Genomic DNA, 13,185 nt, shown 5'->3' with positions numbered 1-13,185 from the left:
GCTCCCACAAAAGCCTGGCCGGGCGGCGTCAGCGATAGCTGCGATAGACGCTCGCGTTGCCATCCGCCTGCACCAGCAGCACGTCGTACGGATCCTTGCGCCCCTTGTACTCGGGACCGTCCATGCCCGGCGAGCCGACCGGCATCGCCGGTACCGCCAGGCCGAGCGCCTTCGGTTTTTCCTTCAGCATCCTGTGCACCTCGCTCGCCGGCACGTGGCCTTCGAGCAGATAGCCGTCGACCCGCGCGGTGTGGCAGGAGGCGAACTTCGCCGGCATGCCCAGCCGGGCGCGCGCTTCGTTGTTGCCGGTCTCATACACCTTGACCGCGAAGCCGTTCGCTTCCAGATGAACCACCCAGTCCTTGCAGCAGCCGCAGGTCGGGCTTTTCCACACCTCGACCAGCGGTTTCGGCGCCGCCATCAGCGTGGCGGCGCGCGGCAGCAGGGCCGCGGTGGCAAGCGCGCCGATCAGCGCGCGACGTGTCGTGTTCATGGTGCGTCCTTTCAATGATGGTCGTGCGCGCCGGCGGCCGGCTTGCGCACCTGTACTTCGATGTCCTGCGGCTGTACGAGCGGCATGCTGGAGGCGCCATGGTCGTGGCCGGCCGGCGGCGATGCTGCCGGCATCTGGCCAACCTCGTGCGCAACGGTGCCCGGCGGATGGCGGAACCAGCCGGGGTCGGTGTAGTCGCCCGGCTTCTGTTCGCGCCTGACCTTGAACACCGAGAACATGCCGCCCATCTCGACCGAGCCAAAAGGACCGTCGCCGGTCATCATCGGCGCGGTGTTCTCGGGCAGCGGCATCTTCATGTCGGCCATGTCGCCCATGCCACGTTCGCCCATCGTCATGTAGCCCGGCACGAGCTTCGATATGCGTTCGGCCAGCCCGCCATGATCGACGCCTATCAGATTGGGCACGTCGTGGCCCATTGCGTTCATCGTGTGGTGACTCTTGTGGCAGTGGAAGGCCCAGTCGCCCTCTTCGTCGGCGATGAACTCGATCTGCCGCATCTGGCCGACGCCGATGTCCACCGTCACCTCGGGCCAGCGTGCCGACTTCGGCACCGGGCCTCCGTCGGTGCCGGTGACCTCGAATTCGTGGCCGTGGATGTGCATCGGGTGATTGGTCATCGTCAGATTGCCGATGCGCAGACGCACGCGGTCGTTCTTGCGCGCGACGAGTGGCGCGATGCCGGGGAAGATGCGGCTGTTCCACGACCACAGGTTGAAATCCAGCATCGTCATCGTCTTCGGCGTGTAGCTGCCGGGATCGATGTCGTAAGCATTGAGCAGGAACACGTAGTCGCGATCGACCGTCGCGATCTGCGGGTGGCGGCCCTTGGGGTGGGTGACCCAGAAACCCATCATGCCCATCGCCATCTGCGTCATTTCGTCGGCGTGCGGGTGGTACATGAAGGTACCGGGCCGGCGCGCGACGAATTCATAGACGAAGGTCTTGCCCGGCGGTATCGCCGGCTGGGTCAGGCCACTCACGCCATCCATGCCGTTGGGCAGGCGCTGGCCGTGCCAATGCACGCTGGTGCGCTCTGGCAGCCTGTTGGTCACGAAGATGCGTACGCGATCGCCCTCGACCACCTCAATGGTCGGGCCCGGCGACTGGCCGTTGTAGCCCCACAGGTGGGCCTTGAAGCCGGGCGCCATTTCGCGCACCACCGGCTCGGCCACCAGGTGGAATTCCTTGACGCCGTCCTTCATGCGCCAGGGCAGCGTCCAGCCATTCAGCGTCACCACGGGGTTGTAGGGACGACCATTCGGCGGAATCAGTGGGCCGCGCGTGTCGGCGGTCGTCTCGATCACCGGTTCCGGCACCGCTGCCAGCGCCACGCGGCTCACGGCCGCGCTGGCCACCGCGGCACCAGCGATGCCTGCATTGCGGAAAAAATCTCTGCGGGAAGTCATTTTGTTCATCCTGTTCAGTGCTCTGCGCCAGCGGCGGTGGCGATTGCGGCGCCCGGTGCGGGCGCCAGATCGGGGCGACCGACCAGCGCCATGTCGAGATCCGCCTGGGCGATCCAGAAATCGCGCAGCGCCTCGATGTAGCCATTCACGCCGGCCACCTGCGCGCGCGCATCGGCCAGCAGTTCGAACACGCCGATCAGCATGCCGTTGTAGCGCAGCAGGTTTTCGTCGGAAATGCGCTTCCTGAGCGGCACCACCTCGTCGCGGTAATGGCGCGCGATGTCGAAGGCCGTGCGATAGCCGGCGTACGCTTCGCGCACCTCCGAGCGTGCATTGACCGCCGCTTCGGCGGCACGCTCGACCGACTGCATGTAGATGGCCTCGGCCCGTGCGACGCGCGAACCGCCCCAGTCGAACAGCGGCAGTTCGAAACTGATCTCGTAGCCCTTCTTGTAGGACTCGCTGCGCCGCCCCTCGAGCACGCGCGCGGGTCCAACCTCAAGCACGTCGATGAAGCGCGTGGTCTTCGTCAGCCCGAGGTTGCGCGCGGTCGCTTCGGCGTCGAGCTTCGCGATCTGCAGGTCGATGCGCGAGCCCATCGCCTGACGCTCGATGTCCGGTGCGTCGAGGGCCTCCGCCGGCAGTTCGGGCAGGCGGTCGGGCAGGCGGAAGGCGGTCTGTTCGCCCCACAGGCCCATCAGCCGCGTCAGTCGTTCGCGCGCCGCAGTGTGCGCCTGCTGCGCGCGCGCCAGGTTCAGCGCCGCATCGGCGTGGAAGCCCTGCTCGCGCGCCTGTGCCAGCGCGCTGTAGTTGCCGGCAGCGCGCATGCGCCGGGCAAGCTCGGCACCGGCGTCGGCAGCCTCCATCACCTGTTCCATGTAGCGCAGCGTCTCGCCGGCGGCCACCGTCTGTACCCAGGCGCGGCGCACGTCGGCCGCCAGCCGCAGCACCTGCAGCGATACCGCGCGCTGCGACTGTTCGAAGACGCGGCGATTCACCTCGACGGCCTGCGGCATCGTCAGCAGCGAAAAGATGTTGAAGGTGAGCGCCTGCTCGATCTTGTAGTCGCGCACGCCGTCTGCCTTCTTGCTGGCGTGAAACATCGAGAAGGTCGGATTGGGCAGGCGGCCTGCGCGCACCACTTCGGCCTCGCGGATGCCCAGTTCGTGGAAACCCGCCTGCAGGCCGCGATTGTTCAGCAGCGCGATCTGTACGGCGTCGTCGGCCGACAGCGGTTGCGCCAGCAGTTCGGCAACGCGGTCGGCGACCGCCTTGCGGTCCTCGTCGCTGCGCGCCCATCTGACATCCTTGCCCAGCTTTTCGCGCGCGGTCTGTTCGACCGTGCCGAAACCGCCGTCCGGGCTGAAGCTCGCGCAACCGGCCAGCAGCGCAACCGCCGCCGCCAGCGGCACGAGCCTGAACCGGCCATGATCAGTGCTTGTGCGCATCGCCGCCCTCCTTGCTGTCGTGATGGCAGCGGTGTCCGTGGCCCGACTTCATCGCCGCGGAATCGCCGCCGTGCTGGTGTCCTGACCGATGCGCGTCATGCATCCGGCCGTGCATCTGCTCGTGCATCGACGCGTGGTGAGCGGCGTGGTGCGGACAGTGATGCGGCTTCGCGTCGCCGCCGGCAGCGCCGTGATCGTGCTTGGCGGCTCCGCCTGCAGGCGTGCCGGCACTGTGGCCGGCGTGCGCGTCGCCGGCAGCCGGTGAGCCATGATCATGGCCGGCATGCGGCTCAGGCGACGCGGCGGCAGCGCCGCCGTCCTTGTGTCCAGGCGCATGCGCGTCATGCATGGGGCCATGCATGTGACCGTGCATCTGTCCGTGGTGGCCCGCATGCGGATCGGTGGCCGCTTGCGCACCGTGATCGTGGCCGGCATGCGGGTCAGGCGGCGCGGACGTCGTGCTGCCGTGATCGTGCGCGTGGCTGCCGGCCTGACGGCCGACCGCGTCGTTGGCTTCCCGCCAGTTGCCGACAGCGCCTGCGCTACCGGCGCGGTAGGTGTCGAACACCGAGCGGTGATCGAGCGACCGCGTGGGTGCAGCCGGATCCGTCGGATCGGCCGCCCAGGCGGACGTGGTGACGAACGCTGCGGCAAGCAGCATCCGGATGGAAAGATGGACCATGAATACCTCGCGAAAGACAGGTGTATCGACTTCCGCCCACCGTGGACGGATTTCGGGTGTCAGGCGAGGTCGTGTCTGGGCGGGCGTTCGGTGCCTTCGGTGATGAAGGCCGGAGGTATTACGGGCGCCGGCAGCGGACGCAGGTGCGTCGAAAAATCGCCGGGCAGCCGCAGCGCGGACGGCATCAAGGCGCCACCGATGCAGCAGGCGGCACAGGCGCTGCAGGCGTGCTTGCCATGGGAAGGTGTCGAAACGGGGTCATGATCACTGCCCTGGTGATGCGCGTGCGCGGCCGCATCATCGTGCAGGGTGACAGTGGTCTGCAATCCGTGATGCGACGGCGCGCAACTGATCATCGCCGCCGCGGCAAAGCCTTGCAGGGGCAATGCCAGCAGCAGCAAGAAGGTCAGCAGGAGGCGGGTCGCGGAACGCATGGGGACTAGGATATCAGCGCATCGACGAAGTTCGCATGACACCAGTCAAGTCGTGCTCGGGTCCACCGTCCAGCGCCGGGCGACCGCGCCCTGGCCATTCACGCTTTCCAGATGCACCGGGAAGCCCCACAGCCGGGCGACGTGCTTCAGCACTTCGTAGGCGCCGTCGTGCAGCGGCCGGTTGTTGTGCTGTGTGTGCCGCAGCATCAGCGAACGGTCGCCGCGCAGGTTCACGCTCCACACCTGGATATTCGGTTCGCGCGAGCCGAGATCGTACTGCCGCGACATCGCTTCACGCAGGTTGCGGTAGCCGGACTCGTCGTGAATGGCCGATACCTCCAGCGTCGGCTCGGTGTCGTCGTCGGTGATGGCGAACAGGCGGAAGGCCCGCATCACGCGCGGCGACAGGTACTGGCCGATGAAGCTTTCGTCCTTGAAGTTGCGCATGGCGTGGTCCAGCGTTTCCAGCCAGCTGCTGCCCGCCATGTCCGGGAACCACAGGCGGTCCTCCTCGGTGGGCGCCTCGCAGATGCGCTTGATGTCGGTGTACATCGCGAAGCCCAGCGCGTACGGGTTCATGCCGCTGTAAGCCGGGTGGCCAACTGGCGGCTGGTAGACAACGTTGGTGTGCGACTTCAGACACTCGATCATGATGCCGTCGTCGAGGAAGCCGTCGTCGTACATCGTGTTCAGCAGGTGGTGGTGCCAGAAGGTGGCCCAGCCCTCATTCATGACCTGGGTCTGGCGCTGCGGATAGAAGTACTGCGCCACCTTGCGCACGATGCGCACGATTTCGCGCTGCCACGGTTCGAGCAGCGGCGCATTCTTCTCGATGAAGTAGAGCAGGTTTTCCTGCGGTTCGGCCGGGAAGCGCGGCGCTTCCTTTTCCGCCTCGTCGCGGCCCAGTTTCGGCGGCAGCGTGCGCCAGATCTCGTTCACCTGCTGCTGCGCGTAGGCCTCGCGGTCCTTGGCGCGCGCCAGTTCCTGCGTCAGGCTGAGCTTGCTCGGCCGACGGTAGCGGTCGACGCCGTAGTTCATCAGCGCGTGGCAGCTGTCGAGCAGCAGTTCGACCGCGTCGATGCCGTGCCGCTCCTCGCAGGCCGCGACGTAGTTCTTCGCGTAGACCAGGTAGTCGATGATGGACGACGCGTCGGTCCACATCCGGAACAGGTAGTTGCCCTTGAAGAAGCTGTTGTGGCCGTAGGCCGCGTGCGCGATCACCAGCGCCTGCATCGCCATCGTGTTCTCCTCCATCAGGTAGCTGATGCAGGGGTTGCTGTTGATCACGATTTCGTAGGCCAGGCCCATCTGGCCGCGCCGGTAGTTCTTCTCGGTGCTGATGAACTCCTTGCCGTAGCTCCAGTGCCGGTAGTTCACCGGCATGCCGACGCTGGCGTAGGCGTCCATCATCTGTTCGGCGGTGATGATCTCCAGCTGGTTCGGATAGGTGTCGAGCCCGAAGCGCTGCGCGGTGGCGCGGATCACGTCGTGGTACTGCTCGATCAGTTCGAAGGTCCAGTCGCTGGGCGCCGGCAAGCGGGCGGTCGGGCGTTCCTTCAGCGGCAGCGGTGCGCTCAGCGGCGCCGGATGACGACGCCCGCCGTATTCGCCCGGCGAGGCCGCGCGACCGTTGTTGCGGCGGTCGTAGGTATCGCTCATTTCGCGGCTCCTTCCTTCTTGAACAGGTCGCGGAACACCGGATAGATCTGGTCGACCTCGGCCGCCTTGCGGATGGCGAAGTTCTCGCTCTCCATCGCGAGATCCGAGTACTCGTGCCACAGGTTCTGTTCCTGCTCGACCACCTGGATGTAGGCGAAGTAGCGCACCAGCGGCAGGATCTTCTGTTCGAGGATTTCGCGGCAGCGCGGACTGTCGTCGTGCCAGTTGTCGCCATCGCTGGCCTGCGCACCGTAGATGTTCCACTCGCCCCGCGGGTAGCGCGCCTGGATGATGTCCTCCATCAGTACCAGCGCGCTCGACACCACGGTGCCACCGGTTTCGGTGGCATGGAAGAAGTCGTGCTCGCTCACCTCCTGCGCCTGCGTGTGATGGCGGATGAACACGATTTCGATCTTCTCGTAGTGCCGGGTCAGGAACAGGTAGAGCAGGATGAAGAAGCGCTTGGCCAGATCCTTGCGCGCCTCGTCCATCGAGCCCGACACGTCCATCAGGCAGAACATGACCGCCTTCGCGGTCGGCACCGGCGTGCGCACGCGGCTGCGGTAGCGCAGGTCTATCGGGTCGAGATAGGGAATGCGGTCGATGCGCGAACGCAGCGCGGCAATATCGGCTTCGATCTGTTCGATCTCGTGCAGCCGCGCCGGCGTGCCCGGCTGCGCGCGCAGGTCTTCGAGCAGCGCTTCGAGCCGGTGCAGTTCGCGCCGCGATTCGCTGCCGAGCGCGATGCGCCGGCCGATCGCCCCGCGCATCGAGCGCACGACGTGCAGGTTGTTCGGCGTGCCGTCGCTGGAGAAACCGGCACGATGCGTCTTGTACTCCGGCGTCTCGGCCAGCGTGGTACGGATCAGGTTGGGCAGCGCCAGGTCGTCGAAGAAGACCTGCATGAACTCTTCCTTGGTGAGGTGGAAGACGAAATCGTCCTCACCTTCGCCGGAATCGCTGGCGTTGCCCGAACCTGCCCCGCCGCCACCGCCACCCTTGGGCCGCTCGATGCGGTCGCCACGGACGAAATCCTTGTTGCCCGGGTGCACCATTTCACGGGAGCCGCCCTGACCGTGGCCGAACACCGGTTCGCTGATGTCGCGCTTCGGGATGTGGATGTCCTCACCCTGCGCGATGTCGCGGATGCCGCGCCCCTCGACCGCCCGCCGCACCGCCTCGCGGATCTGCTCCTTGTGGCGGCGCAGGAAGCGCTCGCGGTTGCCGATGGACTTGTTCTTGCCGGCCAGTCTGCGATCGATGATCTGCTGCAAGATGTGTCCCCTTCCCGCCGGGGCAGCGTCGCCCCGGTCTTGTCTATCGATGCACCACCACCGTCACGAACTCTTGCGCACGCGCAGGTACCACTCGCACAGCAGGCGCACCTGCTTCGGCGTGTAGCCCTTGCCGACCATGCGATTGACGAAGTCCTCGTGCTTCTTGGCATCGTCGGCGCTGGCCTTGGCGTTGAAGCTGATCACCGGCAGCAGTTCTTCGGTGTTGGAGAACATCTTCTTCTCGATCACCGTGCGCAGCTTTTCGTAACTGGTCCACACCGGGTTCTTGCCGGCGTTGTTGGCGCGCGCCCGCAGCACGAAGTTCACGATCTCGTTGCGGAAATCCTTCGGGTTCGAAATGCCCGCCGGCTTCTCGATCTTTTCCAGTTCGGCGTTCAGCGAGGCGCGGTCGAACACTTCGCCGGTATCGGTATCGCGGTACTCCTGGTCCTGTATCCAGTAGTCCGCGTAGGTGACGTAGCGATCGAAGATGTTCTGGCCGTACTCGCTGTAGCTTTCCAGATAGGCGGTCTGGATTTCCTTGCCGATGAATTCGGCGTAGCGCGGCGACAGGTGTTCCTTGATGCAGGCGATGTACTTCTGCTCGACGTCCTGCGGGAACTGTTCGCGCTCGATCTGCTGTTCGAGTACGTACATCAGGTGCACCGGGTTGGCCGCCACCTCGGTCGAATCGAAGTTGAACACCTTGGACAGGATCTTGAACGCGAAGCGGGTGGAGATGCCGCTCATGCCCTCGTCGACGCCGGCGTAGTCGCGGTACTCCTGATAGCTCTTGGCGCGCGGATCGGTGTCCTTCAGGTTCTCGCCGTCATACACCTGCATCTTCGAATAGAGGCTGGAATTCTCCGGCTCCTTGAGCCGGGTCAGCACGGCGAACTGCGCCATCATCTTCAGCGTGCCCGGAGCGCACACGGCCTCGGCCAGCGACGAGCCGCGCAGCAGCTTCTCGTAGATCTTCACTTCCTCGGACACGCGCAGGCAGTAAGGCACCTTGACGATGTAGATGCGGTCGAGGAAGGCTTCGTTGTTCTTGTTGTTGCGGAAGGCCTTCCACTCGCTCTCGTTCGAGTGCGCCAGCACCACGCCGTCGAACGGAATCGCGCCGAAGCCTTCGGTACCCTTGAAGTTGCCTTCCTGGGTCGCGGTCAGCAACGGATGCAGCACCTTGATCGGCGCCTTGAACATTTCGACGAATTCGAGCAGGCCCTGGTTGGCCAGGCACAGGCCGCCGGAGAAGCTGTAGGCATCCGGGTCGTCCTGTGCATAGGTTTCGAGCTTGCGGATGTCGACCTTGCCAACCAGCGACGAAATGTCCTGGTTGTTCTCGTCACCCGGTTCGGTCTTGGCGATGCCCACCTGCTTCAGCACGCTGGGGTAGCGCTTGACCACGCGGAACTTGCGGATGTCGCCGCCGAATTCCTCCAGCCGCTTGACCGCCCACGGACTCAGGATGCGGTTGAGGTAACGGCTCGGGATGCCATATTCCTTTTCGAGGATGGCGCCGTCCTCGGTCGGGTCGAACAGGCCCAGCGGCGACTCATTCACCGGCGAACCCTTGATCGCGTAGAAGGGCACTTCCTGCATCAGAGCCTTCAGACGTTCGGCGATCGACGACTTGCCGCCGCCGACCGGACCCAGCAGATAGAGGATCTGCTTCTTCTCTTCCAGGCCCTGTGCGGCGTGACGGAAGTAGCTCACCACCTGCTCGATCGCGTCCTCCATGCCGTAGAACTCGGCGAAGGCCGGATAGATCTTGATCACCTTGTTGGCGAAGATGCGCGACAGCCGCGGGTCGTTGCGGGTGTCCACCGTCTGCGGTTCGCCGATCGCCTTCAACATGCGTTCGGCCGCGCTGGCGTAGGCCATCGGATCGCGCTTGCACTCCGCGAGGTACTCCTCCAGCGAAAGTTCCTCTTCGCGGGTGCGCTCGAAACGCGCGGCGAAATGACTGACGATGTCCATGCTGATCTCCAAGTCTCCGTTGACCTTCAAAACAGGTAGTCCGGAAGCCCGCGGCCTGCGCGCACATTCCGCACCACCACATGTTCAGCTTGGTTCACTCGCGGGCTCGATGAAAGCCCGATAAGCACCGCGATCACCATCCTGCTCCGAAGCATGGACGCTGTGTCGAGTCGTGCGACACAAGATGCGTACATGCAACACTTGTTGTCGAGTCGATACCCCCTGCAACGCGAAGTTCCCGCGTGCTCACGCTTGTTCACGTGTGTGCCCGGCAGTCCGTTGACCGGTCCTGAGCAAGTTGTGGTCCATGCTTGCCGTGCGCGGATCACACGGTGTCCATCGTCATCGCAGTGTTCCGCTCAAGGGCCCGGCTGGCGCGGGCGCCGCGGACGCGGTCGGCGGACGAACTCGCCGCCACACGCACCACGCCGGTGCACGATCACCCTGTCGCACCGCTGGCGCGCCCCGGTGCCGATCCCGCATCGGGGCGACAACCGGTCATCGGCAGCTGCGGTCTGCGCCGCGCACGGCGCGTGCGGTCGACAGCCGACAGGTACTGTATGAAAATACAGTACACACCATGTCCACGCCCTACGCCGAACTTCACTGCCTGAGCCACTTCAGTTTCCAGCGCGGCGCCTCGTCGCCGGAGGAACTGGCCGAGCGCGCCGCCGCGCTCGGCTACACGGCACTGGCCATCACCGACGAATGCTCGCTGGCCGGCGTCGTGCGCGCCCACGTGGCGCTGCGCGCCCTGCCCGACCCGAAACCGGCGCTGATCATCGGCAGCGAAATCCGCCTGGCCGACGGACCCAAGCTGGTGCTGCTGGCGTGCAACCGCAACGGTTACGGCAATCTGGCCGAACTGATCACCCGCGGCCGCATGGCGGCTGACAAGGGCCGCTATCACCTGACACTGGCCGACCTCGACGCCGGCCTGGCCGACTGCATCGCGCTGCTGGCGCCGAGCGACGACGACATCGCCGACGCCGCAACGCTTATTGCGCACGGCTGCTGGCTCAAATCGCGTTTCGGCGAACGCGCCTGGCTGGCGGTGGAACTGCACCTGGGTACCGACGACTGCGCCAAGCTGGCAGCGCTGCAGGCGGCGGCCGACGCCAGCGGCTTGCCGCTGTGCGCCGCGGGCGACGTGCACATGCATGTGCGCCAGCGACGCCGGCTGCAGGACACGCTGACCGCCATCCGCCTGCACCGCACGCTGCCCGAATGCGGCGAACGGCTGTTTCCGAACGGCGAGCGCCACCTGCGCCTGCCGCACCGGCTGGCGCAGATCCATCCGGCCGAACAGCTGGCCGCGAGCGTGCACATCGCCGCGCAGTGCAGCTTCTCGCTCGACGAACTGCGCTACGAGTACCCGGAAGAGATCGTGCCGGCCGGCCATACACCGGCGTCCTGGCTGCGTCATCTGGCCGAACGCGGCTACGTCGAGCGCTGCGGGCAGATCCGTCGCGTGGTCAGGCTGGACGACGCCACCTTCGAACTGAAGGCGGGCAAGTTGCGCCAGCAGATCGAGGACGAACTGGCGCTGATCGCCGAGCTCAAGTACGAACCCTACTTCCTGACCGTGTACGACATCGTGGCCTGGGCGCGCAGCCGCGGCATCCTCTGTCAGGGCCGCGGCTCGGCCGCCAATTCGGCGGTGTGCTACTGCATCGGCGTGACCGAGGTCGACCCGTGGCGGGCCAACATGCTGTTCGGTCGCTTCATTTCGCGCGAGCGCAACGAAGCGCCAGACATCGACGTCGATTTCGAGCACGAGCGGCGCGAGGAAGTGATCCAGTACATCTACGGCAAGTACGGCCGCGACCGCGCCGCACTGGCCGCCAGCCTGACCTGCTACCGGCCGCGCTCGGCGCTGCGCGACGTCGGCCGCGCGCTCGGTTTCAGCGACGATGCGCTCGACCGTCTGACGCGCGGCCACATGTGGTGGGACGGCAAGCAGGTGCGCGAGGACCGCATGGCCGAAGCCGGCTTCAGCCCCGCCTCGCCGCACGTACGCCGGCTGATGGAACTGGCGAATGAACTGATCGGCGCGCCGCGTCACCTGTCGCAGCACGTTGGCGGCTTCGTCATCGCGCGCGGCCGGCTGTCGCGCCTGGTGCCGATAGAGAACGCCCGGATGCCGGATCGCTGCGTCATCCAGTGGGACAAGGACGACCTCGAAGCGGTTGGCCTGATGAAAGTCGATGTGCTGGCACTCGGCATGCTGACCGCGATACGCAAGACCCTGCAGTCGCTGGCGGCCTACGCCGACACTCACCCCGCGTCACCGGCGACAGGACCGGGACTGATACCCCGCAGCGTCGCCGACATTCCGCCCGAAGACCCGGCGACCTACGACATGCTGTGCCGCGGCGAATCGACCGGCGTGTTCCAGGTCGAATCGCGGGCACAGATGAATATGCTGCCGCGGCTGCGGCCGCGCCGTTACTACGACCTGGTCATCCAGGTCGCCATCGTGCGCCCGGGGCCGATACAGGGCGGCATGGTCCATCCCTACCTCGCCCGCCGCCACCTGCCGCCGGAACGGATCGACTACCCGTCGGACGAACTGCGCCCGGTACTCGAACGCACGCTGGGCGTGCCCATCTTCCAGGAACAGGTGATGCAGCTGGCCGTCGTCGCGGCCGGTTTCACGCCGGGCGAAGCCGACCAGATGCGCCGCTCGATGGCCGCCTGGCGACAGCGCGGCACGATGGAAAAATTCCAGCACAAGCTGACCGCCGGCCTGCTGAACAAGGGCTACACGCCGGAATTCGCCGAACAGATCTACCGCCAGATCGAGGGCTTTTCCGGCTACGGTTTTCCGGAGTCGCACGCCGCCAGCTTCGCACTGCTGGTCTATGCCTCGTCCTGGCTCAAGTGCCACCACCCGGCCGCCTTCCTGTGCGGCCTGCTGAACAGCCAGCCCATGGGCTTCTACGCCCCGGCCCAGCTGATCGCCGACGCGCGCACGCACGGCGTCGAGGTGCATCCGGCCGACGTGACGGTGAGCGGCTGGGACTGCGTGCTCGAACGTCCGTCGTCGTCGCGCGCATCCGGGCCTGCCGTGCGGCTGGGCCTGCGCATGATCAAGGGCGTGTCGCAGGACGCCATGCAAAGCCTGATCGCCGCCCGCGCAAAGACACCGTTCGCGAATGTCGACGACCTCGCCCGCCGCGCCCGGCTGGACCGGCAGCAGTTGCGCTGTCTCGCTGCCGGCGGAGCGCTGCAGCCGCTCGCCGGCAACCGCCACCAGGCACACTGGCAGGCGGCAGTGCGGCGCCCGGACGCACTGCTGGGCGACGCGCCGGTGAACGAAACGCCGCTCGCGCTGGCGGCACCGCACGAAGGCGAAGACATCGTCGCCGATTACGCCAGCCTCGGTTTCACGCTGGGCCGCCATCCGCTGGCGCTGCTGCGTGGCGAACTGGCCGCTCAGCGCTTCATCACCGCCGCCGAACTGCGCCGTCTGCCCGACCGCGCACTGGCCCGTGCCGCCGGCATCGTCACCTGCCGCCAGCGTCCGGGCACGGCGAGCGGCGTCATGTTCGTCACGGTGGAAGACGAAACCGGACTGGCCAACGTCATCGTGCACAAGGACGTGCAGGAGAAACAGCGGCACGAAGTGCTGGGCGCTACCCTGCTCGGCATCTACGGCCAGGTGTCGCGCGAAGGCGAGGTGATCCACCTGATCGCCCGCCGCCTGGTCGACCGCTCGGCACTGCTCGGAGCGCTGACGCCGCGCAGTCGGGATTTCCACTAGAAAGCGACTACAGTCC

At 66.2% G+C, this 13,185-nt stretch carries 9 protein-coding genes; 1 reads left to right on the top strand and 8 read right to left on the bottom strand.

Annotation, left to right across the window (positions count from 1 at the left end; translation table 11 throughout):
* Positions 1–28: 28 nt before the first annotated feature.
* From WDZ97_RS02495 to WDZ97_RS02460, 8 genes are all read right to left on the bottom strand, one after another.
* Positions 29–493 (bottom strand): DUF411 domain-containing protein, encoded by a 465-nt coding sequence (locus WDZ97_RS02495; RefSeq protein WP_425761693.1) that lies wholly within the window; start codon positions 491–493, stop codon positions 29–31.
* 11 nt (positions 494–504) lie between these two features.
* The gene (locus WDZ97_RS02490) at positions 505–1,920 is read right to left on the bottom strand and encodes a multicopper oxidase family protein (protein WP_425761692.1); all 1,416 of its coding nucleotides are present in this window, start codon (positions 1,918–1,920) and stop codon (positions 505–507) included.
* Between the two features lie 14 nt (positions 1,921–1,934).
* A complete protein-coding gene (locus tag WDZ97_RS02485; protein WP_425761691.1) occupies positions 1,935–3,368 on the bottom strand; it encodes a TolC family protein in 1,434 nt (477 codons plus the stop codon).
* Positions 3,352–4,050 (bottom strand): hypothetical protein, encoded by a 699-nt coding sequence (locus tag WDZ97_RS02480; RefSeq protein WP_425761690.1) that lies wholly within the window; start codon positions 4,048–4,050, stop codon positions 3,352–3,354. Before WDZ97_RS02480 ends, WDZ97_RS02485 begins: the two co-directional genes overlap by 17 nt.
* Before the next feature lie 59 nt (positions 4,051–4,109).
* Positions 4,110–4,484, bottom strand: coding sequence for a hypothetical protein (locus WDZ97_RS02475; protein ID WP_425761689.1), 375 nt, complete (start codon positions 4,482–4,484; stop codon positions 4,110–4,112).
* A 45-nt stretch (positions 4,485–4,529) separates the two neighbouring features.
* Positions 4,530–6,143 carry a SpoVR family protein gene (locus WDZ97_RS02470; protein WP_425761688.1) on the bottom strand — a complete coding sequence of 538 codons (1,614 nt, stop codon included), beginning with the start codon at positions 6,141–6,143 and terminating at the stop codon, positions 4,530–4,532.
* Positions 6,140–7,417, bottom strand: coding sequence for a YeaH/YhbH family protein (locus WDZ97_RS02465; RefSeq protein WP_019917687.1), 1,278 nt, complete (start codon positions 7,415–7,417; stop codon positions 6,140–6,142). The genes WDZ97_RS02470 and WDZ97_RS02465 overlap by 4 nt, the downstream gene beginning before the upstream one ends.
* 63 nt (positions 7,418–7,480) lie before the next feature.
* Positions 7,481–9,403 (bottom strand): PrkA family serine protein kinase, encoded by a 1,923-nt coding sequence (locus WDZ97_RS02460; RefSeq protein WP_020165153.1) that lies wholly within the window; start codon positions 9,401–9,403, stop codon positions 7,481–7,483.
* Between the two features lie 580 nt (positions 9,404–9,983).
* Here WDZ97_RS02460 and WDZ97_RS02455 point away from each other — a divergent pair.
* Complete coding sequence (locus WDZ97_RS02455) at positions 9,984–13,169, top strand: error-prone DNA polymerase (RefSeq protein ID WP_425761687.1); 3,186 nt, start codon at positions 9,984–9,986, stop codon at positions 13,167–13,169.
* Positions 13,170–13,185: the final 16 nt, after the last annotated feature.

This window comes from Methyloversatilis sp. MC4-4 (assembly GCF_049843555.1).
Lineage (GTDB): Bacteria > Pseudomonadota > Gammaproteobacteria > Burkholderiales > Rhodocyclaceae > Methyloversatilis > Methyloversatilis discipulorum_B.
Note: the sequence above shows the minus strand (reverse complement) of the source record. Positions and strands in the feature narration are given on the sequence as shown.